At 74.2% G+C, this 22054-nt stretch carries 17 protein-coding genes and 1 pseudogene; 14 read left to right on the plus strand and 4 right to left on the minus strand.

The annotated features are described in order from the left end of the window. The 5 genes and pseudogenes from ACFWP2_RS30075 to ACFWP2_RS30095 all read left to right on the plus strand — a co-directional run. Window positions 1–738 (plus strand): annotated as a pseudogene (locus ACFWP2_RS30075) (hypothetical protein); the annotation flags it as partial. Next, window positions 726–1493 (plus strand): ABC transporter ATP-binding protein, encoded by a 768-nt coding sequence (locus ACFWP2_RS30080; protein ID WP_380457217.1) that lies wholly within the window; start codon window positions 726–728, stop codon window positions 1491–1493. The pseudogene ACFWP2_RS30075 and the gene ACFWP2_RS30080, both read left to right, overlap by 13 nt. Beyond that, on the plus strand, window positions 1480–2346 hold the full coding sequence (locus tag ACFWP2_RS30085; protein WP_380457219.1) for an ABC transporter permease: 867 nt from the start codon (window positions 1480–1482) through the stop codon (window positions 2344–2346). The genes ACFWP2_RS30080 and ACFWP2_RS30085 overlap by 14 nt, the downstream gene beginning before the upstream one ends. A 347-nt stretch (window positions 2347–2693) precedes the next feature. Next, the gene (locus tag ACFWP2_RS30090) at window positions 2694–3887 is read left to right on the plus strand and encodes a glycosyltransferase 87 family protein (protein ID WP_380457221.1); all 1194 of its coding nucleotides are present in this window, start codon (window positions 2694–2696) and stop codon (window positions 3885–3887) included. Window positions 3888–3931: 44 nt separating this feature from the next. Continuing rightward, on the plus strand, window positions 3932–5551 hold the full coding sequence (locus tag ACFWP2_RS30095) for a DUF2079 domain-containing protein (protein ID WP_380457223.1): 1620 nt from the start codon (window positions 3932–3934) through the stop codon (window positions 5549–5551). A gap of 98 nt (window positions 5552–5649) precedes the next feature. On the opposite strand, the gene ACFWP2_RS30100 is transcribed toward ACFWP2_RS30095, so the two are convergent. Then, on the minus strand, window positions 5650–6531 hold the full coding sequence (locus ACFWP2_RS30100) for a peptidase (RefSeq protein ID WP_380457225.1): 882 nt from the start codon (window positions 6529–6531) through the stop codon (window positions 5650–5652). A 2-nt stretch (window positions 6532–6533) separates the two neighbouring features. Next, window positions 6534–7862: a VWA domain-containing protein gene (locus tag ACFWP2_RS30105; RefSeq protein WP_380457227.1), complete on the minus strand. Its 1329-nt coding sequence runs from the start codon at window positions 7860–7862 to the stop codon at window positions 6534–6536. Between the two features lie 163 nt (window positions 7863–8025). On the opposite strand from ACFWP2_RS30105, the gene ACFWP2_RS30110 reads away from it, so the two are divergent. From ACFWP2_RS30110 to ACFWP2_RS30140, 7 genes are all read left to right on the plus strand, one after another. After that, the gene (locus tag ACFWP2_RS30110) at window positions 8026–8874 is read left to right on the plus strand and encodes an ATP-binding cassette domain-containing protein (protein WP_380457340.1); all 849 of its coding nucleotides are present in this window, start codon (window positions 8026–8028) and stop codon (window positions 8872–8874) included. Beyond that, window positions 8871–9557, plus strand: a complete 687-nt coding sequence (locus ACFWP2_RS30115) for an ABC transporter (RefSeq protein ID WP_380457229.1) — start codon at window positions 8871–8873, stop codon at window positions 9555–9557. The genes ACFWP2_RS30110 and ACFWP2_RS30115 overlap by 4 nt, the downstream gene beginning before the upstream one ends. A 170-nt stretch (window positions 9558–9727) precedes the next feature. After that, window positions 9728–10231 carry a DUF1269 domain-containing protein gene (locus ACFWP2_RS30120; RefSeq protein WP_360351369.1) on the plus strand — a complete coding sequence of 168 codons (504 nt, stop codon included), beginning with the start codon at window positions 9728–9730 and terminating at the stop codon, window positions 10229–10231. Window positions 10232–10345: 114 nt separating this feature from the next. Then, window positions 10346–11698 carry an FtsW/RodA/SpoVE family cell cycle protein gene (locus ACFWP2_RS30125; protein WP_380457232.1) on the plus strand — a complete coding sequence of 451 codons (1353 nt, stop codon included), beginning with the start codon at window positions 10346–10348 and terminating at the stop codon, window positions 11696–11698. A 5-nt stretch (window positions 11699–11703) separates the two neighbouring features. Continuing rightward, window positions 11704–13203 (plus strand): penicillin-binding transpeptidase domain-containing protein, encoded by a 1500-nt coding sequence (locus tag ACFWP2_RS30130; RefSeq protein ID WP_380457342.1) that lies wholly within the window; start codon window positions 11704–11706, stop codon window positions 13201–13203. A gap of 250 nt (window positions 13204–13453) precedes the next feature. Further along, window positions 13454–14944 carry an amino acid permease gene (locus tag ACFWP2_RS30135; protein WP_380457234.1) on the plus strand — a complete coding sequence of 497 codons (1491 nt, stop codon included), beginning with the start codon at window positions 13454–13456 and terminating at the stop codon, window positions 14942–14944. A gap of 128 nt (window positions 14945–15072) precedes the next feature. Then, entirely contained in the window at window positions 15073–16506 is a 1434-nt protein-coding gene (locus ACFWP2_RS30140) for a glycosyltransferase 87 family protein (protein WP_380457236.1), read from the plus strand. 111 nt (window positions 16507–16617) lie between these two features. On the opposite strand, the gene ACFWP2_RS30145 is transcribed toward ACFWP2_RS30140, so the two are convergent. Together ACFWP2_RS30145 and ACFWP2_RS30150 are read right to left on the minus strand one after the other, a co-directional pair. Further along, window positions 16618–18369 (minus strand): penicillin-binding transpeptidase domain-containing protein, encoded by a 1752-nt coding sequence (locus tag ACFWP2_RS30145; protein ID WP_380457238.1) that lies wholly within the window; start codon window positions 18367–18369, stop codon window positions 16618–16620. 183 nt (window positions 18370–18552) lie between these two features. Beyond that, entirely contained in the window at window positions 18553–20358 is a 1806-nt protein-coding gene (locus ACFWP2_RS30150; protein ID WP_380457240.1) for a dolichyl-phosphate-mannose--protein mannosyltransferase, read from the minus strand. Between the two features lie 106 nt (window positions 20359–20464). Here ACFWP2_RS30150 and rsmI point away from each other — a divergent pair, with 106 nt between their 5' ends. Both rsmI and ACFWP2_RS30160 read left to right on the plus strand, forming a co-directional pair. Next, window positions 20465–21346, plus strand: a complete 882-nt coding sequence (gene rsmI, locus ACFWP2_RS30155; protein ID WP_380457243.1) for a 16S rRNA (cytidine(1402)-2'-O)-methyltransferase — start codon at window positions 20465–20467, stop codon at window positions 21344–21346. Window positions 21347–21581: 235 nt separating this feature from the next. Continuing rightward, the gene (locus ACFWP2_RS30160; protein WP_380457245.1) at window positions 21582–22007 is read left to right on the plus strand and encodes a hypothetical protein; all 426 of its coding nucleotides are present in this window, start codon (window positions 21582–21584) and stop codon (window positions 22005–22007) included. Window positions 22008–22054: the final 47 nt, after the last annotated feature.

Here is a 22054-nt window from a genome sequence, read left to right on the forward strand (position 1 = left end):
GAACCCTCCGCGCACATGGACTGGTACGGCGGCCCCACCCTCCTGGAACACCTGGAGACCGTCCCCGTCGGCACCGACCCCGGCGCCGAACCCGCCCGCTTCCCCGTCCAGTACGTCATCCGCCCCCAGACCGAGGCGCACCCCGACTACCGCGGCTACGCCGGCCAACTCGCCTCCGGCGTGCTACGCGTCGGCGACCCGGTCACCGTCCTGCCCTCCGGCCACACCACCACCGTCACCGGCCTGGACCTGCTGGGCCGGCCGGTCGGGGAGGTCCGGGCCGGGCAGTCCGCGACCGTCCTGCTCGCCGACGACCTCGACGTCTCGCGCGGCGACCTGATCGCCCCGAGCGCGGTCGCGCCCACGACCACCCGCGAGGTGACGGCCACCGTCTGCCACCTCGCCGACCGGCCGCTCACGGCCGGACAGCGCGTCCTGCTCAAGCACACCACCCGCACGGTCAAGGCGATCGTCCAGGAGCTCCCGTCCCGGCTCGGGCTGGACGACCTCGCCCAGCACCCGGCGCCGGGCCGACTGGTCGCCAACGACATCGGCCGGGTGGTGATCCGCACCGCCGAACCGCTCGCGCTCGACGCCTACGCCCACTCCCGCAGCACCGGCTCCTTCCTGCTGATCGACCCGGCCGACGGCACCACCCTGGCGGCCGGCATGGCGGGCGACGCGTTCGCCGCCGCCGCGGCCGCGCCGGAGCGGGACGACGACGGATGGGACTTCTGACCGTGGCCACCACCAGCCCTGTCATCGACCTCCGGGGGGTGACCAAGTCCTTCGGCGCCGCCGCGCCGCCCGCCGTCGAGGGGATCGACCTCCGCATCGAGGCCGGGGAGTTCGTCTGCCTCCTCGGCGCCTCCGGCTGCGGCAAGTCCAGCCTGCTGAACCTCATCGCCGGACTCGACCGCCCCACGGCGGGCCGGGTCACGGTCCCCGGACGGCGCCCCGCCGTGATGTTCCAGGACCACGCCCTCTTCCCCTGGCTGACGGCCGGCCGCAACGTCGAGCTGGCCCTGCGCCTGGCCGGGGTGCCGAAGGCCGAACGCCGGGCCGAGGCCGCCCGGCTGCTCGCCGCCGTCCGGCTCGGCGACGCGTACGAGCGGCGGGTGCACGAGCTGTCCGGCGGCATGCGGCAGCGCACCGCGCTGGCCCGGGCGCTCGCCCAGGGCGCCGACTGCCTGCTCATGGACGAGCCGTTCGCCGCCCTCGACGCCGTCACCCGGGACCTGCTCCACGAGGAGCTGATCCGGGTGTGGACCGAACACCGGCTCACCGTCGTCTTCGTGACGCACAGCGTCGAGGAGGCCGCCCGCCTGGGCAGCCGCATCGTCCTGCTGTCCGCCCACCCCGGCCGGATCGCCCACGAATGGGCCGTGGACCTCCCGTACCCGCGCCGGGCCGAGAGCCCCGGCGTCGCCTCCCTCGTCCACGGGATCACCGAGCGCCTGCGAGAAGAGGTCCGCCGCCATGCCCGCGACTGAGAACACGCTCACCGTCCTGCGCCCGCGCCCCGCGGCGCCGACGCGCCGCACCGCCCCCGCCGGGACGGCCCGCGGCCGCGACCGCCGCCGCCGTACGGCCGCCGCCGCGGGGCCGCTGTCGGCCGCCGCGCTGGTGCTCTGCCTCTGGCAGCTCGTCTGCGTCCTGCACCTGTCGGCCACCCTGCCCACGCCCGCCGCCGTCGGCCACGACCTGGCCGCCGCCTGGTCGCGCGGGGCGCTCGCCCCCGCCCTGCTCGGCAGCCTCCGGCGGTGCCTGGCCGGCTTCCTGGCCTCGATGGCGATCGGTGTGCCGCTGGGCCTGCTGCTCTCCGCCGCGCCCGTGCTGCGCACCCCGATCGCCCCCGTGCTGAGCGCGATCCAGTCCCTGCCCGCGGCCGCGCTGGTCCCGGTGGCCGTGGTGGGCCTGGGCAACTCCGAGCGTGCCGTGTACACCGTCGTCCTGCTGGGCGCCGTCCCCGCCATCGCCGCCGGGACGCTCGCCTCCCTCGACCAGGTCCCGCCGCTGCTGCGCCGGGCCGGCCGTTCGATGGGCGCCGCCGGCCCCGCCTACGTGCGGCACATCCTGCTTCCGGCCGCCCTTCCGGGCCTGCTCAGCGCCCTCGAACAGGGCTGGACCTTCGGCTGGCGCGCGCTGATGACCGCCGAGCTGATCACCGCGACCCCGCTCCCCGGCATCGGCCGCCTCCTGGACGAGGGCCGCAAGGGCGGCCACCTCAGCCAGGTGCTGGCCGCGACGGCGGTGATCCTCGCCGTCGGCGTCCTCGTCGAGTCGGCGGTGTTCGCGCCCCTCCGCCGCCGGGCCCTGCGGCAACGGGGGCTGACGGCGCCGTGAGGCGCCGCGGCCGGTGCGGGCCGGGAGCCCGGGTTCCGGGCTCCCGGCCCCGCGCGGGCCCCGATCCGCAGCCGCACCCGAGCCGATCCGGGCCCGCTGTGGGGGAGGTCACATCACCTTTCCGGGCCCGTTTCCGTTGCGGTTCGGGGCTCGGAGGGGTCGGTTATGGTGGGTGGGCCCAGACGCTGACGAGGGAACGATCTGGTCTATCTCGACGGGGTGCCATCGCGGTGCGCGAGTTCGGTCTGAAACGGTGGGGGCGGCGGTCGGGCCCGGAGCAGGCCGGCGGCGCAGCGGAAACCGGAAGACCGAATTCCTGGACGCTCCCCGCGGTCCTCGTGGCGGCGGTGTCACTGGCGCTGTTCACCTGGTTCCGGCACAGCCACGGGGCCACCATGGTCGACATGCTGGTCTACCGGGCCGAGGGCCAGGCCGTCGTCCGCGGCGAGGACCTCTACGCGATGCGGCTGCCCGGCTGGGACCTGCCGGCCACCTACCCGCCGTTCGCGGCGATGCTCTTCGTGCCGAGCACCTGGTTCGGCGTGAGCACCCTGCGCGTCCTGGTGATGCTCCTCAACTACGCGCTGCTCGCCGCGGCCGTGCACCTGTCGCTCAAGCTGGCCGGCTGGCCGAAGCAGCACCGCGGGGCCGCGGTGATCCTGGCGACCGGCCTCGGCATCTGGCTGGAGCCGGTCTTCACCACCTTCCAGTACGGCCAGGTCAACCTGGGCATCCTCTGCCTGGTCCTGTGGGACCTCACCCGCCCGGACCGCCACCGCCTCAAGGGCGTGGGCATCGGTCTGGCCACCGCCATCAAGATCACCCCGGGCCTGTTCGCCGTCTACCTCCTCCTGACCGGCCGGGTCCGGGCCGCCCTGGTCTCGGCCGGCACCTTCCTCGCGGCCGGCCTGATCGGCTGGGCCGTGCTGCCCGACGCCTCGTACGGGTTCTGGACCACCTACCTCTGGGACCCGAGCCGGGTCGGCGTGACCGTCCTGGTGGACAACCAGTCGCTGCGCGGCGCCGTCTGCAGGCTGCTCGACGTCAACGACCCGGGCCTGGTCGGGCTCATCGCCTCGGCGCTGGTCGCGACCCTCGGGCTCGGGGTGGCGGTGCTGGCCGGGCGCTCCGCGCGGGTGCTGCGCCGGGCCGACGCCTGGGGCGCGGTCTGCGCCGCGCTCACCGCGCTGCTGGTCTCGCCGATCAGCTGGACCCACCACTGGGTCTGGTGCGTCCCGCTCCTGGCCCTGCTCGCGGTGGAGGCCAGGACCAGGGGCCGGCAGGTGCTGTTCGGCCTGACCCTGCTGGTGTTCCTCTCCCACGTCATGTGGACGGTGCCGCACCGCTGGGGCCGCGGGGTCGACTGGTACTGGCAGCTGCCCGGCTCGATCTACCCGCCGATCGCGATCGCCGTCCTGGCCGTCCTGGGCGTGCGGCTGTACCGCGCCCGGCAGCAGGCCGTGGACGCGGCCGGCGGCGGGGCGCTGACCCTGCTGACCGCCAGGCTGGACCGCGATCCCGCACTGACGAACCGGACCTGACGGCCGGACCCACCGACCCAGACCCCGGACGGACCAGACCTGACGTGACCACCCAGACCGCACCCCCGCCGCCGGCCGCCGCCGTGCCCGCCGCCCGACGGCTGGCCGCGGCCGCCCTGCTCGGCCCGGTCCGGCGCACCCTGCTGCTCACCGCGCTCTGCTTCGCGGTGACCTGCGCCATCGGCCTGCAGGGCTGGACGTCCGTGTCGCTCGGCGGCTTCGACCTCGGCATCTTCGACCAGGGCGTGCGCGGCTACGCCCACCTCGGGCTGCCCGTCTCGACGCTGAAGAGCTTCCACCACGAGTTCCCGCCCGGCTTCTCGCTGCTGGGCGACCACTTCTCGCCGGTGCTGGCGCTGCTCGCGCCGCTGTACTGGATCTGGGACGACCCGCGCTCGCTGATCATCGGCCAGTCGCTGCTGTTCGCGGCCGGGGTGCCGCTGATCCGGCGGATCGCCGGGCACGCCTTCGCCGCCGCCGAGCCGCGCACCGCCCGCCGGGCCGCCGACCTGGCCGGCCTGACGTACGCGCTCGGCTGGCCGCTGCTGGTCGCCGCCCGGGTGGGCTTCCACGAGGTCGCCTTCGCGGTGCCGCTGACCCTGCTGATGCTGGAGCGCGGCCTGGCCCGCCGGTACGGCACGGTGGTGCTCGCCGCCGCACTGCTGTGCTGCACCAAGGAGGACCTCGGCCTGATGGTCGGGGCGTACGGCCTGGTGCTGCTGCTGCGCACCCGCCGCACCGGGGACCGGGCGGGCCGCCTCACCGGCCTGGGACTGCTGCTGGGCGGGCCGGTCGCCTCGGCCGCCGCGATCACCTGGCTGATCCCCGCGATGGGCGGGCAGCCCGGCTACTACTGGAACTACGGCTCGCTCGGCACGGACGGCGGCGACGCGCTGCGCAGCCTGCTGCACGACCCGTTCCTGCTGGTGCAGGCCGCCTTCGACCAGCCGCTCAAGCCGCTGCTGCTGCTCTGGCTGTTCGGCACCACGCTGCTGCTGCCGCTGCGCTCGGCCACCGTGCTGTGCGCGCTGCCGCTGCTGGCCGAGCGGATCCTGTCCAGCAATCCCAACCACTGGTCGATCGCCCGGCACTACGACGCGCTGCTGTGGCCGATCCTGCTCACCGCCGCGATCGAGGTGCTGGGCCGGCTGAGCGCCGCCGGGCGGCCGGAGCGGAGCGTGCGGCGGGCGCGCCGGCTGGGCCTCGGCGCGGCCGGGATCGCGCTGGCCGCCGCGCTGCCGATCGGGCTGCTGCCGCTGGCGCTGCCGTCCTCCTGGGCGCCCAAGACGAGCGAGGCGGCGCTGGTGCGGGCGGCCGCGCTGATCCCGGACGGGGCGTCCGTCGAGGCGGACAACCAGATCGCGCCGCGGCTGACCGCCCGGACGGACGTGGTGCTGGTCGACGGCACGCCGCGCGGGCGCGAGTACGTGCTCACCCGGGGCGACAAGCGGTCCTTCCCGTTCAAGACGGACAAGGAGCAGGCCGAGCGGATCCAGCTGCTGCTGGCGCACGGCTACCGGCAGCTGTGGGCCGAGGACGGGGTCGTGCTGCTGCACCGGGAGGGCGACGAGCCGATCCCCGGCGAGCACGTGCCGGGGCCGGGCAGCGAGCCGGTCCAGGACGAGGTCCCGTCCGACGTGGGGCACAACCTGTTCCGCGGCTGACCCGGCAGAGGGGCTGACCCGGCCGAGGCCCCGGCACCGCGTCCCGCACACGCCGGAGGGCCGGCCGGAACGACGTCCGGCCGGCCCTCCGCGGTGCCTCAGGGGCGGTTCGAGCCGGCGTAGCCGCCGCTCTGCTGGGAGCCCTGGGGCGGCACGGCCCCGTAGTGGCCGGGCCGGTGGCCGCGCGGGTGCCGGGTCAGCTTGTAGCCGATGACGCCGGCCAGCGCGGCCAGGAAGCCGCCGGCGATCGTCCAGTACCAGCGGCTGTTCCAGCCGGAGAACCAGCCGGTGTACCAGTGCTCCTCCTGGGCCACCGGCGCGGCCGCCTTGGCCGTGCTCGCGCCGCCGCCGACCGGCGGGACCAGCGGGGCCTTCAGCTCGCCGCCCTCCGGCTGGGCGTTGTCGGCGTCGCCCTTGGCGGCGACGTGCAACTGGACCGAGGAGGCCAGGCCGAGGTCCGGCTGCGGGACGTCGTTGACCGACAGCCGCACGTAGTAGGTGCCGGGCAGCGGGTCGCCGGACCACGGCTCGGCCCAGGTGCGGACCTCGCGCAGGGTGCAGTTCAGCGCCAGGGTGGCCGCGCTCTGCTCGGCGGTGGCGTTCTGGGTGCCGGCGGTGCACGACTGGCGCCGGCGCAGCCCGTCGAAGACCTCGACGGACCAGGTCTGCGGGCCGTGCCGGTCGGCCGGCGGGGCCAGGTTGACGGTCAGGTTGACCGTCGGGGTCTGGCCCTCGGAGGCGCCGAACGCCCAGTACAGGTAGTCACCGGTGGAGACGGCGACGTTGGCGTCCTGGCCGGGGGAGAGGTTGACGGCGGTCAGGAAGGAGGTGCCGGCCTTGGTCGCCGGGGCCGGGGTGCCGCTCGCACCGGCCGTGGGGGACGGCGAGGCGGCCGAGGCCGCCGGGGCACCCAGGGCGCTCAGGGCCAGGGCGGGCAGCAGGGCGAGGGCGGCGAGGGCGCCGCGGAACGTCGTACGCATGGTCAGTTCTCCCGCCAGACGGCGATCCGCCAGCGCGCGATCCAGCCGAGGACCAGACCGAAGAGCAGGCCGGCCAGGGTGAGGGTGAGCAGCAGGATCCAGCCGCGGCCGAGGCCCATCGCGGCGCCCTCCGGGGCGGGCGAGGCGGAGGCCAGGTCGACGGTCAGCTCCAGCGGCATGCCGGGGTCGGCCAGGACGCCGTTCTGCGGGGCCAGCGAGTTGCTGACGACCAGGCAGACGGTGGTCTCCGGCTTCTCCTTGGAGTCCTTCGAGGCGGTGGGGCTCGCGGTGACGTAGCCCTTGGAGTCGTCGGTGGACCAGCGCAGGCCGGTGGAGACCACGTCGGTGCGGCCGCTGCCGGCGTCGGTGCCGCGGACCAGCTCCTGGCCGGTCGCGCTGGTGGCCTGGAGCAGCACCCCGTAGTCCCGGGCCACCGGTCGGTCGAGGGCGACGCTGACCGAGGCGCGCAGCTCCTGGCCGGACTTGACCGGGACCTTGTAGACGCGGTGCTCGGAGAACTTCTCGCGGTCGGTGTAGACGCCCGGGGCGAGAACGGGGGCGTTCTCGCACTTGTCGGTGCCGGTGGTCTTGACCGGGGCCACCGTGTAGGTGTCGTTGGAGCGGTCGACCAGCTGCTTCACCTTGTCGGTGAGCTGCTCCTGGGTGCGGACGTCGGTGTAGGTGCCGCCGGTCGCGTTGGCGATGCAGAGCAGCTGCTGGCGGGTCTTGTCGTCGTGGGCCAGGCCGAGGGTGTCGACCACCAGGTGGATGCCCTGGGAGGCGAGCTCGCGGGCGACGTCACACGGGTCGGGCGGGGTGCAGGTGTCCTCGCCGTCGGTGATCAGCACCACGCGGCGGGTGGTCTCGCCCTTGCCGAGGTCCTGGGCGGCGCCGCGCAGGGCCAGGCCGATCGGGGTGAACCCGGTGGGCCGCAGGGTGGCGACGGCGGTCTTGGCCTCGACCTTGTTGGTCTTGCCGACCGGGTAGAGCTGCTTGGTGTCCTGGCAGCCCTGGGCCTTGTCGTTGCCGGGGTAGTTCGCGCCGAGGGTGCGGATGCCGAACTCGGTCTCCGCGGGCAGCGCGTCGATCACCTCGTTCAGCGACTGCTGGGCCACCGCGATGCGGCTCTTGCCCTGGATGTCCGCCTCGCGCATGGAGCCGCTGACGTCCAGGACGAGGTCGACCCGGGGGGCCTCCTTGGACGCGGGGGCGGCCCCGGCTGATGGTTCGTCGGCGTGGGCGGGCAGGCCGAGGAGCAGCGAGGCGCCCGTTATCGCCAAGGCCGCCAGCAGGCTGCCGAGCCTGGTCTGTGGTCGTCGTCCGGTAGTCACCCGGTCGATCCTAGGGATCATCAGTTCATCGTGGCGAAACGAGGCCGGATCGTGCCTCAACCAGCTCGGGCGTGAACTCCGGCGCATCCGCGCGGAATTCGCTCACGCCGGCCTTACGCGCCGTGGATAGCCTCGGTACGCGGCGGACGGGAGCGGGGGCGTGATGGAGCTGGCGGCGGTGGGCAAGCGGTACGGGCGGCGGGAGCGGTGGATCCTGCGCGGGGTCGACCTGGCGGCCGGGCCGGGCGAGCTGGTGCGGATCGCCGGGCACAACGGGAGCGGCAAGTCGACGCTGCTGCGGCTGGCCGCCGGGATCGAGCGGCCGAGCACCGGGCGGGTGGTGCGGCCCGGCCCGGCGGCGTACGTGCCCGAGCGCTTCCCGCCCGCCCTGCCCTTCGACGCCGCGTCCTACCTGCTGCGGGTGGGCCGGGTGCACGGGCTGTCGGCGGAGCGGGCGCGGCGGCGGGCGGGGGAGTGGCTGGAGCGGTTCGGCGTCGAGGACCGGGCGGGCACGCCGCTGAGCCGGCTGTCGAAGGGCACCTGCCAGAAGGTCGCGGTCGTCCAGGCGCTGCTCCCCGAGGCGCGGGTGCTGCTGCTGGACGAGGCCTGGACCGGGCTGGACCCGCAGGCCAGGGCGGTGCTGGACGAGGCGGCCGCCGAGCGGGCGGCGGCGGGCGGCACGGTGCTGTTCGTCGACCACGACCCGGCCCGGCTGGCCGGGCTGACCAGCGCCGCGTACCGGGTCGGCGCGGACGGCGCGCTGCGGCCCGTCGAGGACGGGACCCCGGAGCCACCGAGCGGGCCGGTGATGGAGGTCGAGGTGGACGTCCCGGGCGGTGCCCCGCTGGCCGCGCCGCTGCCGGGGGCGCCGGAGGTCACCGCGCTGGCCGGGACGGCGGTGCGGCTGGTGGTGCCGGCCGCCCACTCGGACGCGCTGCTGCGCCGGCTGCTGCTGGGCCGCCCGGCCGTCCGGGTGCTGGCGGTGCGGCGGCGCGAGGAGGGGGAGCGGTGACGGCGCGGATCGGGGCGCTGACCCGGTACCACCTGGAGCTGCTGGTGCGCTCGCACGCCTGGCTGCCGCCCTTCCTGACGTACGCGCTGCTGCTGGTGGTCGGGGTGGCGGCGGGCGATCCGCTGCTGGGCGGCCTGGGCTTCGGTGCGGGGGTGCTGCTGCCGGTGAGCGCCTGGTACGTGCGCGGCGTGCTGAACGCGGAGCCGCCGGCCTCGCGTGCCTGCCTGGTGGCGGCGGCGGGCCCGGTCCGGGTCCACCTGGGCGCGCTGCTGGCGGCGCTGACGGTGTCGCTGGTGCTGGCGGCCGGTCAGGTGGCGGCCGTCTGGTGGACCAGCGGGGCGGTGGCCGACCCGGGGGCACGGCGGGAGCCGGGGGCCGGGGTGGCGGTGGCGGCCGGGCTGGCGGCCTCGGTGGTCTGCGCGCTGCTGGGGGTGCTGGTCGGGGCGCTGGCGAACCGTCCGGTGCCGGTCCGCGCGCAGTACGGCATTCCGGCGGCGCTGGGGCTGGCCGCGCTGCTGCTGGTGGTGCCGGTCTCGCCGGCCAACGCGGCGGTGAGCGGGCTGGTGTCGGCGGCCAGGACCGGGCGGGTCGCGGTGCCGTGGGCGAGCCTGGCGGCCGCCGTCGTCCTGCTGGCCGCGGTCGGCGCGGGGGTGGCGGCGCTGGCGGGGCGGCGGCCGGAGTGACGGCCCGGCAGGGAGCGGCGGGTCCGGGTGATTCCGGCAGTGGCGGACACACCGCACCGAATAGTCCATAGATATGGATAACACTCGTTAGGGTGCGGAAACAGGGCGCGGCGCCACCTCGGTGGCGCCCGGCCCGGCCGGCCTGTCCGACACCCTGGAGGGACCCAGCAGTGAGCAACCTCTTCGCGATCGCCTACCCGGACCTCGCCACCGCCCAGGCGGTGCGCAACGAGGCGGTGGGGCTCCAGAAGCAGAAGCTGATCGAGCTGGAGGACGCGGTCGTCGTCGAGCGTCGAGCGGACGGCAGGATCAAGCTGCACCAGCAGGTCAGCACGACCGGGGCGGGGGCCGCGAGCGGCGCCCTGTGGGGCGGGGTCATCGGCCTGCTGTTCTTCATGCCCCTGGTGGGCGCGGCGGTCGGCGGTGCGACCGGGGCGGCGGTCGGCGCCTCCACCGACATCGGGGTGGACGACGACTTCATGCGCCAGGTCGGCGAGCACCTCCAGCCCGGCACCGCCGCGGTCTTCCTGCTGGTGCGCAAGGCGACCGCCGACAAGGTCGTCCCGGCGCTGGCCCGGTACGGCGGGCAGATCATCCAGACCTCGCTCTCGGCCGAGGCCGAGGCCGAGCTGAAGGCGACCGTCGAGGCCTCCCGCGTCCAGAGCGCCGTCTGACCCTCCCTCCGACCGCCGCTCCCGTCGGGGCGGGCCGGCCCCGCCGCCGGTCCGCCCCGGCCGGCGTCCCCCGGCCGGCGGCACCGGGCCCTTCCCGATCCCCCAGGACGGTCCGTGGCGACACCCTCCGCCGTGTCGAACTCCGCCGCCGGGCCGAGCCGGCCGGTGCCGACCAGGCGCGCCACCGAGCTCGTGCTGGTGGTCGGTGCCGTCCTGATCGCCGTGTTCGGCTACGTCGAGGTCGGCGTCAACCTGGACGGCCACGTCCCGGCCGACGCGGTCGAGTACGGCGCCGCGCTCGGGGTGCTCGCCCTGGCGGCGCACGCCGTCGTCCGGTGGCGGGCCCGGTACGCGGACCCGCTGCTGCTGCCGATCGCGGTGCTGCTGAACGGGATCGGACTGGTGGTGATCTACCGGCTCGACCGGGCCACCCCGGGGCGCGCCGCCGCCTCCACCCAGCTGCTCTGGTCGGCCCTGGGGGTGGCGCTGTTCATCGCGGTGGTGCTGCTGGTGCGCGACCACCGGCGGCTGCGGCGCTACGCCTACCTCGGGGCGCTGGTGGCCCTGGTCCTGCTGGTGCTGCCGATCTTCTTCCCGCCGGTGTACGGCTCCCGGATCTGGATCGTGATCGGGCCGCTCTCCTTCCAGCCCGGGGAGTTCGCCAAGATCCTGCTGGCCGTCTTCTTCGCCGCCTACCTGGCGGTGCACCGGGACGCGCTGGCGCTCACCGGCCGCCGGATCCGGCGCCTCCAGCTGCCGCCCGGGCGGGTGCTCGGGCCGGTGCTGCTGATCTGGGCGGCGTTCGTCGGCGTCCTGGTGCTGGAGACGGACCTCGGCACCTCGCTGCTGTTCTTCGGCCTGTTCGTGGTGATGCTCTACGTGGCCACCGCGCGGACCGGCTGGATCGCCGTCGGCGTGGGCCTGGCCGCGGTCGGGGCGGTGACGGTGGGTTGGCTCTCGCCGCACGTGCACAGCCGGGTCGCGGACTGGCTGGATCCGCTGGGCTCGATCGAGGCGGGCCGGGGCGCCAACCAGATCGCCCAGTCGCTGTTCGCCTTCGCCTGGGGCGGCGAGCTGGGCACCGGGCTCGGCAACGGGCACTCGGTGCTGATCGGCTTCGCCGCCAAGTCGGACTTCATCCTCGCGACGGTCGGCGAGGAGCTCGGGCTGACCGGGCTGACCGCGGTGTTCCTGCTGTACGCGGTGCTGGTCTCGCGGGGCTTCCGGACCGGCATCGCGCTGCGCGACCCGTTCGGGCGGCTGCTGGCGATCGGGCTGGCCGCGATCGTCGGCCTCCAGGTGTTCGTGGTGGCGGGCGGGGTGCTCGCGCTGATCCCGCTGACCGGGATGACCATGCCGTTCATCGCCCAGGGAGGGTCCTCGGTGGTCACCAACTGGATCATCGTCGCGCTGCTCGTACGGATGAGCGATACGGCCCGCGGGCCCGGGCCGGGGGAGGTCCGGTGACGCGCGTGCGGCGCGGGGGCAACGGCCCGCAGGGGCTGCCGGGCATCTCGGTCACCGGACGCCGGGCGGGCACCTTCTGCCTGCTGCTGGTCGCGGCGCTGTGCGCGCAGGCCACCCGGGTGCAGGTGTTCCAGGCGAAGGAGCTCGACCGCAACAGCGCCAACCGGCGGCTCACCATCGAGCGGTACGCCCAGCCGCGCGGCGACATCCTGGTCGGCGCGGAGCGGGTGACCGGTTCCGAGCCGACCGGCGGCCGGTACGCGTACAAGCGCGGCTACACCGACGGCCCGACCTACGCGGCGGTCACCGGCTTCGCCTCGCAGGCGTACGGCACCTCCCAGCTGGAGGGGACCGAGGACGAGCTGCTGACCGGCACCGACGGCCGGCTGGCGGGCTGGTCGCTCTGGGACGCCGTCGCCCGCCGGCGCAAGCCCGGCGGGGACGTCCACACCACGCTGAACCGGGCCGCCCAGCAGGCCGCGATGCGCGGGCTCGGCGACCAGAAGGGCGCGGTCGCCGCGATCGAGCCTGCCACCGGGCGGATCCTGGCGCTGGCCAGCACGCCCTCCTACGATCCCGGCTCCTTCGCCGGGTACGGCGCCGACGACCAGGAGGCCTGGAACCGCCTGCAGGCCGACCCGGACGAGCCGATGCTCAACCGGGCGCTGCGCCAGACGTACCCGCCGGGCTCGACCTTCAAGGTGGTCACCGCCGCGGCCGCGCTGACGAACGGGGTGGTCACCGACCCCGGCGCGCCGACCGGGGCGCCCTTCCCGTACGTGCTGCCCGGCACGACCACGCCGCTGGTCAACGACACCCCGGCCTGCGACGTCCCGGGCATGTCGCTGGCCGCCGCGATGACCCTCAGCTGCAACAGCGTGTTCGGCTACCTGGGGGTGCGGACCGGGCTGGACCGGATGGTCGCGACGGCGGAGAACTTCGGCTTCAACGACCCGGGGCTGGACGTTCCGGTGCGCGCGGCCCGGTCGAACTTCGACACCCGGATGGACGAGGCGCAGCTGGCGCTCTCCTCGATCGGGCAGTTCGACACGGCGGCCACCCCGCTGACGATGGCGATGGTCGCGGCCGGGGTCGCCAACGACGGGACGGTGATGCGTCCACAGCTTGTGGACAGGCTGACCAGGAGCGACGGCGTCACGGTGCAGCTGGTGCGGCCGTCCGTGTACAAGCGGGCGACGACCCCGGCGGTGGCCGGGCAGCTGCGCGCGATGATGACCGACGTGGTGGAGAACGGCACCGGCACCGCCGCCCGGATCGCCGGGGCGGTGGTCGGCGGCAAGACCGGGACGGCCCAGCACGGCGCGGGCAACAGCGGGACGCCGTACGCCTGGTTCATCGCCTGGGCCCGGCCGGCCGGCTCGGACGCGGTGCCGCCGGTGGCGGTGGCGGTGGTGGTCGCGGACAGTGACGCCACCGAGGTGACGGGTGGCGCCCTGGCCGCGCCGATCGCCCGGTCGGTGATGCGGGCGGTGCTCGGCGGATGACCACCGCAGGGGCGCTGAGCTGCCGCTTTATCCACCGCGAGGGAGAAGCGCCGTTTACGAAGTGTCCGGTTTGTACATCGATATGCTCCGATTCGGACAATGCGCCGGTTGGGACTGTTCGTTTGCGACACTGGTGCTTTCGCCGGGTACTGTCCCATGTTTGTTCGGTTGATCCCCGTTGACACCGAAGGGTGCCCCGGGTGAACAACCGCTAGGACACCCTCCCCCGCCTAGAAGGACGACCGCGGTTTTGGCCAGCAACACCCTCGGCGCGCGTCTGCTGCGACGCAAGCCCGTCTCGACACTGATCGCCGAGACCGAAGGCAAGAACTCCCTCCCGGCCGGTGCGCCCGAGGAGGGCGGACGCTCCGGCATCCACCTGCGCCGCTCGATCGGACTGTGGCAGCTGTCCTCGATCGGCATCGGCGCCACCATCGGCACCGGCATCTTCTTCGTGCTGAACACCGCGGTGCCCTCGGCCGGCCCGGCCGTCATCCTGTCCTTCGTGATCGCCGCGATCACCGCCGGACTCACCGCGCTCTGCTACGCCGAGATGGCCTCCGCGATCCCGGTCTCCGGCTCCTCGTACTCCTACGCCTACGCCACCCTCGGCGAGGGCGTCGCCTTCGGCGTCGGCATCTGCCTGCTGATGGAGTACGGCGTCTCCGCCTCCGCGATCGCGGTGACCTGGGCCGAGTACCTGAACAAGTTCTTCGACCTGGCCTTCGGCTTCACGATCCCCGAGCAGCTCTCCGGCGCGCCGGACAGCACCCACTGGTTCAACCTGCCGGCGCTGCTGCTGGTCGCCATGGTCTGCGTCCTGCTGATCCGCGGCGTCAGCGAGTCGGTCAAGGTCAACGCGGTGATGGTCGCGATCAAGATCCTGATCCTGCTGATGTTCATCGGCGTGGGGCTCACCGGCTTCCACTCCGGCAACCTGACCCCGTTCATGCCGCTCGGCATCGGCGGCGTCCAGGTCGCCGCGTCCAGCATCTTCTTCTCCTTCATCGGCCTGGACGCCGTGTCCACCGCCGGTGAGGAGGTCAAGAACCCGCGCCGCACCCTGCCGATGGCGATCATCATCTCGCTGGTCGTGGTGACCCTGCTCTACATCCTGGTCGCCCTCGCCGGCATCGGCGCCCAGCCGTGGCAGAAGTTCGACGGCCAGGAGGCCGGCCTCGCCCAGATCCTCCAGGACATCACCGGCCAGAGCTGGCCCGCGATGGTCTTCGCCTTCGGCGCGATCATCTCGATCTTCAGCATCACCCTCGTGGTGATCTACGGCCAGACCCGCATCCTGTACTCGATGGGCCGCGACGGCATGCTGCCCAAGCGCTTCGCCCAGCTCTCCCCGCGCACCGGCACCCCGATCTGGAACACCATCGTGGTGGGCCTCGGCGTCGGCGCGCTGGCCGCCTTCATCCCGCTGCGGGTCCTGGCCGACATCACCAGCCTGGGGACGCTCATCGCCTTCTCGGTGGTCTCGATCGGCGTGATCGTGCTGCGCCGCACCCAGCCCGACCTGCCGCGCGGCTTCAAGGTGCCCGGCTACCCGGTCGTCCCGCTGATCAGCGTCGGCTTCTGCATCTACCTGATCACCGGCCTGCACGCCGACACCTTCCGGGCCGGGGCGATCGCCCTCGCCGTCGCCCTGGTGGTCTACTTCGGCTACAGCATCAAGCACTCCAAGCTGGAGCAGGCCGAGCAGCAGTCCGTCCCCTCGGACAACTCCGCCGGCTGACCCGGAGGCCAACCCCGCGTGAAGGGCCGCCGACCGCCGAGGCGGCCGGCGGCCCTTTTCACGCCATCGCCCGTCCGGTGTCCCACGCCATGGCGACAGGGCCCGGCTCCCACCCATAACCTTCCACCATGGTGAGCACCCGCACGCCCGGCTTCTCCCGCCCGCGCGGCCGCTTCACCGGCCGCGGCAGAACGCCGGCCCAGACCTCCGCGACCGAGGCGTCGTCCCGACCCGGACAGCCTCCGCGCGGCTTCTCCGTCCGCCCCTTCCCCCGTCAGCGTGGCGAGAGCACCTTTCCACCCACGCCCGATCGGCTGAACGGCGCCCGGCTCGCCGCGCTCGCCTCGATGCGGACCGTCCAACTGCTCGGCTGCCTGGTCGCGGCCGGCTGGGCCGCCGCCTTCCCGCTCGTGTCCGACCTGGCCAACCAGCGGCTGTGGGGCCTGATCGCGGCCCCCGCCTACGCCCTGGCCGGACTGCTCTGCCTGACCCTGCCGCGCCGCCACGCGGCCCGCGCCGCCGCCTCGGTCGCCCTCGTCGGGGCCGTCCTGGTCCCGCTCGCCGTGCTCGCCCTGAACGGCCGCCACCAGTCCGAGGTCATGGTGGTCGAACGCTCGGCCCACCTGCTGCTCACCACCGGCACCGCGTACCTGCCGCACCCCGTGGTGGTCACCGACTACAACCCGTACCTGCCGGCGATGTCCCTGTTCGGGATGCCGCGCCAGCTGCTCGGCGACTCCACCGCCTTCACGAGGGTCGCCGGGGACGCCCGGATCTGGTTCGCGCTGACCTTCTTCGCCTGCCTGCTGGCCGCCTGGCGGCTGCTGCGGCCCTCCCGCCCCGACGGCGGCGACCCGCGCGCGCCGCTGCTGCCGCTGGCCGTCCTCACCGCCTCGCCGCTGATCGCGCTCGCCCTGGTGGTCGGCGGGGTGGACCTGCCGCTGATCGGGGTCTGCTGCCTCGCCATGGCGCTCGCCGAGCGGGACCGCACCGTCGGCGCCGGACTGGTGCTCGCCCTCGCCTGCACCCTGAAGTGGACGGCCTGGCCCGCGCTGCCGGTCGCCGTCCTGCTGCTCTGGCGGCTGTACGGCCGACGCCCCGCGGCCCGGACCGCGTTGATCGGGGTCGGGGCGAGCGCACTGGTGATCCTGCCCTCCGCGCTGGCCCAGCCGGACGCGCTGCGCGAACAGGTGGTGCGCTTCCCGCTCGGGATGACGGCGATCCGCACCCCGGCGGGCAGCCCGCTGCCCGGCAAGGTGCTGGCCGGCTTCGGGCCGACCGGGCACGCGATCTCGCTGGCGCTGATGACCATGGCCCTGATCGCGGTGGCGATCTGGCTGCTGGCCCGGCCGCCGGTCTCCGCGATCGCCGCGGCCGACCTGCTGGCCGCCGGGCTCGCCATCGCGTTCATGCTGGCCCCGGCCGGACGGTTCGGGTACCTGGCGCTGCCGGCGGTGCTGGTGATCTGGCCCCGGCTGGCGGCCCGCCGCTGGAGCAGCCGCCGCCCGGTCCCGCGCCGCCGGGTGCGGGAGAAGCCGCAGCCCGCACTGCCGCGAGGCTGACGAGGCCCGGTCCATGCCGCAAAGCCCCGGCCCGCCCTGCTGTACGGCAGGGCGGGCCGGGGCTTTCGCCGTTCGTCCGGGGCTGTTCGTCCGGGGCCTGGGGCCGGGGGCCTAGCGGCCGCCGGCGGCCTTCAGGATGGAGGCGACGGCCGGGCCGGCCGCGTCCACGCCGTGGCCGCCGCCCTGGACCTCGGCGGCCACCGCGAGGTTGCCGCGGTAGGCGGTGAACCAGCTGTTGGTGACGTCGACCCCGGCGACCTCGGCGGAGCCGGTCTTGGCGCCCGCGTTGTCGGTGATGCCGGCCATCACCTCCTTGGCGGTGCCGCCGGTGGCGGTGGCCGCCATCATCGCCTTCAGCTTGCCGTCCACGTCCGGGGAGAGCGGGCGGGCGGCCTTCTGCTGCGGCAGCTCGGCGACCAGGATCGGCTGCTTGAACTCGCCGCTCTGCACGGTGGCGGTGACCGAGGCGATGGCCAGCGGGTTCATCTGGACCTTGCCCTGGCCGATGTAGTTCATGGCCTGCTCGTCCTTGCTGCCCGGCGTCGCCGGCACCTTGCCGTCGGTGTTCGGCAGGCCGGTCTTCCACTCCAGGCCGATGCCGAACACGTCCTTGGCCGTGCCGGACAGCGTCTCGGGCTTCAGGCTGGCCAGGCCCTGATTGATGAAGGCGGTGTTGCAGGACATCATGAAGTCCTGCTGGAGGGTGTTGTTCGGGAAGGCGCCCGGGAACGAGTTCGGGATCGGGTGCGCGTTGCCGCTCTTCTCCGGGCAGGCCACCACGCTGTCCGGGTTGACCCCGTTCTCCAGCAGCGCCGCCGAGGTGACGATCTTCATCGTCGAGCCCGGCGCGAGCAGCCCGAGGAACGCCCGGTTCTGACCGGTGGCCGGCGAGTTGGCGAAGGCCAGCACCTGACCGGTGCTCGGCTCGATCGCGACGATGGAGCCGGGCTTGCCGGCCAGGTCGGTCATCGCCTTCTCGGCGGCGGCCTGGAGGGTGTTGTCGATGGTCAGCTTGAACGGCTTGCCGGGCTTCGGCTCGACGATGGTGAACAGCTTGTCCTGGGCGCCCTTGCCGGCCGGGTCGGAGATCACCACCGCGCTGCCCGCGTCCTGGTCCCTGGCGGGGTCCGGCGGCAGCAGCTTGGTGGCGTTCTCCTGGAGGGTGGTCATCAGCGTCTGGGTGAGCGAGGCGCCCTGGACCGGCTTGCCGTTGCGGTCCACCACCGTGGACGGCGGGGCGAAGACCGGCTGGACGGCGATGGTCTCGTTGCCGGACAGGTGGGGGTGGATCACCGACGGCGTCCAGTGCACGGCCGGGGTGTTGTCGCTCATCTTCACGACGCCCAGGAAGCCCTGGTAGTCCCAGACCCGGCTGGTGCCCGCGAACTCGGCGCGCGCCTTGTAGGACATCAGGGTGCCGGTGGGCCCCGGCGTGGCGGTGGCGGACGGCGTGTCGGTCGCACCCGGCGTCGCGGAGGCCCCGGCGGTCGGCTTGGCGGCCGGGGCGGGGGTGCCGGTGGCGGCGGAGAAGACCTGCTGGGTGGTCGGGCCGAACGGGGTGAGGGTCAGCGCGCTCGGCTTGACCTGGTCGCGGAAGGCGGTCAGGGCGGCGGTGGCCGCGGCCGGGTCGTCGGTCAGCGAGGCCGCCTTGGCGATGTCGCCGGCCTGCCAGGCCGCCAGGAAGTCCTTCGTACCGGCGGTCGCCTGTTCGGCCGAGGGCGGTTCGGCGACCACGGTGCGCGGCTTCTTGCCTCCGGAGCCGCCGTCCGAGCCGTTCATCAGGCTGTACGCGCCGTAGCCGCCGCCCGCGAGGACGGCGATGGACACGCCGGTGATGATGCCGATCTTCGCGCCACTGCGCATGGTGCAGGTCCCCCAGGGGTCTCGCGGCCGGGCGCAACCGGCGGGGCCGGAAACGCGGTACCCCCCCACCCTAGGCAGCACGGATCGGTGCGCCGGCGAATCGCCCGGCACTTGTGACGGATCTGGTACGTGTCGTGCACCGCATACGGACGATTCGCGGGAACCCGGTGCACGCCGGAGTGATCAGATCCAGGTGTTGAACCAGATCCGGCGGCGCCAGTCCTCCAGCGGGATGGTCTGCCCGGTGAACAGCGGGAAGAAGAAGAGGAAGTTCCAGACGATCAGCAGGACCAGCAGGCCGGCCGCCGCGGAGCCGATGATCCGGCGGTCCCGGGAGGCGCCGGGCGGCCCGATCAGCGCGCCGACCAGCATCGTCACCGCGAGCACCAGGAACGGGACGAAGACCACCGCGTAGAAGAGGAAGATCGTCCGCTGCTGGTAGGCGAACCAGGGCAGGTAGCCGGCGGCCAGGCCGCAGAGCACCGCGCCGGCCCGCCAGTCCCGCCGGGCCGCCCAGCGCCACAGGCAGTAGGCCAGCGCCGCGAGGCCCGTCCACCACAGCAGCGGGGTGCCGATGCCCAGCACCTCGCGGGCGCAGTCGGCGGCGGTGCAGCCGGCCTGGCCGTACTTGGGGGACTCGTAGTAGAAGGACACCGGCCGGCCCAGCACCAGCCAGGACCACGGGTTGGACTGGTAGGTGTGCGGGTCGCTCAGGCCGACGTGGAAGTCGTAGACCGTCGAGTGGTAGTGCCACAGGGCGCGCAGCCCCTCGGGTATCCACGGGTAGTCGGTGGAACGGCCGACCGCCCAGTCCCGGCCCCAGCCGCCCTGGCCGGGGGCGGTGCTGCTGGCGAACCAGCCCCACCAGGACGCGACGTAGACCACGGCCGAGACCACGACGACCGAGACGAAGGCCGGCAGCACGTCCCGGGCGAGCACCGCCAGGAACGGGCGCGGCGCTCCGGCCAGACGGCGGGCGCCGACGTCCCAGAGCACGGTCATCAGGCCGAAGGCCGCCGCGACGTACAGGCCGCTCCACTTGGTGGCGCAGGTCAGGCCGACGCAGACACCGGCCGCGATCCGGTACGGGCGCCAGCCCAGGTTCAGCCGCTGGGCGAGCCGCGGGTCCTCGACCCCGCCCAGCCGCGCGGCCAGCAGGGCCCGGGTGCGGTCGCGGTCCAGCAGCAGGAAGCCGAAGGCGGCGAGGGTCCAGAACATCACCACCAGGTCGAGCAGGGCGGCCCGGCTGAGCACCAGGTGCAGGCCGTCCACCGAGAGCAGCAGGCCCGCCACGCAGCCCAGCAGGGTGGAGCGGAACATCCGGCGGGCGATCCGGGCCACCATCAGCACCGACAGGGTGCCGAGCAGGGCCACCGCGAACCGCCACCCGAAGGGGTTCATGCCGAACAACTGCTCGCCCGCCCCGATGATCCACTTGCCTACCGGCGGGTGCACCACGTACGAGGGCGTCGCCCGGTACGGGACGGCCGCGCCCGGCGTCATGATCGTGGCGTTGGCGTCCTCCGGCCAGCTGATCTCGTAGCCGCCGTGCCAGAGCGCGTAGGCGTCCTTGGCGTAGTACGTCTCGTCGAAGATGATCGCGTGCGGCTGCCCGAGGTCCGTGAACCGCAGCAGGCCCGCGAAGACCGCCACCGCGACCGGGCCCAGCCAGCCGGCCCAGCGGCAGAGGAAGAACCACAGGCCCTGCGGCAGCGAGACGCCCATCCGCAGCAGCAGCGGCGACTGCGGCACGTCCCGGGGCGTCACCCGGGGGCCGTCCGGCATCGGCGGCACCAGGCGCTCGGTGAGCGTCCCCGTGGAGCGGGCGGTCCAGCCGTACCCGGCCAGGCGCTCGCGCCAGCCCGCCGGCCCGGTCTGCGGCCCGGGCCCGGGCCCGGCCTCGGGCGAGCGGGGGGACGGCAGGCCGACGCCGCCGTGCGCGGAGTGGTCCGTACCAGTGGGCGTCTGGGCCGCCGTGTCGCCGTTCATCCGCCACATCGTAGGGGCGCTCTTCGTACGCGTGTCCGCTCCCTCGGAAGCTGACCGAATCGTCACCAAAAGCCCCGGGCGCCCGGCAGCTGCGAGGATGGGGACCGTGACAGGAGTACTCGTTCTCGCAGGCACCCCCATCGGCGACGTCTCGGACGCCCCGCCCCGACTGGTCGACGAACTGGCCACGGCGGACGTGATCGCGGCCGAGGACACCCGGCGGCTGCGCCGGCTCACCCAGGCCCTGGGGGTGACCCCGGCCGGGCGGGTGGTCTCCTACTTCGAGGGCAACGAGATCGGCCGCACCCCCGAACTGGTCGAGGCGCTGCTCGGCGGCGCCCGGGTGCTGCTGGTCACCGACGCCGGCATGCCCTCGGTCTCCGACCCCGGCTACCGGCTGGTCGCCGCCGCCGTCGCCGCCGACGTCAAGGTCACCGCGGTGCCCGGGCCCTCGGCGGTGCTCACCGCGCTCGCGCTGTCCGGCCTGCCGGTCGACCGCTTCACCTTCGAGGGCTTCCTGCCGCGCAAGAGCGGCGACCGCGCCCGGCAGCTCGCCTCGATCGCCGCCGAGCCGCGCACCATGGTCTTCTTCGAGGCGCCGCACCGGATCGCCGAGGCGCTCACGGCGATGGCCGAGGCGTTCGGCCCCGAGCGGCCGGCCGCCGTCTGCCGCGAGCTCACCAAGACCTACGAGGAGGTCAAGCGCGGACCGATCGGCGAGCTCGCGGCCTGGGCGGCCGAGGGCGTCAAGGGCGAGATCACCGTGGTCGTCGCCGGCGCCCCGCCGGCCGCGCCCCAGGAGCTGACCCCGGCCGAGCTGGCCCGGCTGGTGGCCGTCCGGGAGGAGGCCGGGGAGCGCCGCAAGGAGGCCATCGCGGCCGTCGCGGCCGAACTCTCGCTGCCCAAGCGGGAGGTCTTCGACGCGGTCGTGGCGGCGAAGAAGGAAGGCCTGAAGGAAGGTCTGGAGGGGGCCCCGGGAAGAGCGTGAGTACCGGGGGTTGCGTTGCTCACGGGGAGTCGTACCGTGGAGAGAAGGCCCCGGTAAACGCCCGCTGAGCTGAAGTTTCGGTCGCGGTTCTCGGTCCTGGGGAGGCCCTGCGTATAGGGCTTCCCAACCCGCATCCAAGACTTCACAAGTGGGGCGTCGGCCGGGGCGGTCCGGGCATTTCCTGGAAGGGAAAGACCCAGCCGGACGAGCGTCCGGCGGGCGCTGGGAGACGGCTATGAGCGAGATCGTCGGTAGCCCCCGCAGTGGCAACGCGCTGAGCACGGCCGGCCTGGCCGGCCGGCCGCACACTCCCGTCGAGACCGTACGGGAGGCCTACTCCTTCGCGTGCCTGCGCTGCGCGTACGGCTGGGAGCAGGCGTACGACATCGAGCACCACGTGGCCAACGACGGGCACGTCGTGTTCGAGTACCACGCCAACGGCGTCCGGGTGCCGTCCCCGCTGCTCAAGCCGACCTGCCCGGGGTGCGGTGGCCACACCGTGCGGATCATGCGCGAGGGCCGGGTGGCCTCCGCCGACCAGCCCTGGCAGCACGCCCCCGGCTACCCGTCGCACGCCGAGCCCGCCGGGACGCCCCCGGTGGCCGAGCCCGTCCGGCCGCGCGGACGCTGGGCCCGGTTCTGGTCGCGGCTGCTGGGCTGACACCGGGGCGACGAGGAGGGACCGCCCCCGGCCGGGAGAGAACTCGG

It is taken from the genome of Kitasatospora sp. NPDC058444 (assembly GCF_042721415.1).
Lineage (GTDB): Bacteria > Actinomycetota > Actinomycetes > Streptomycetales > Streptomycetaceae > Kitasatospora.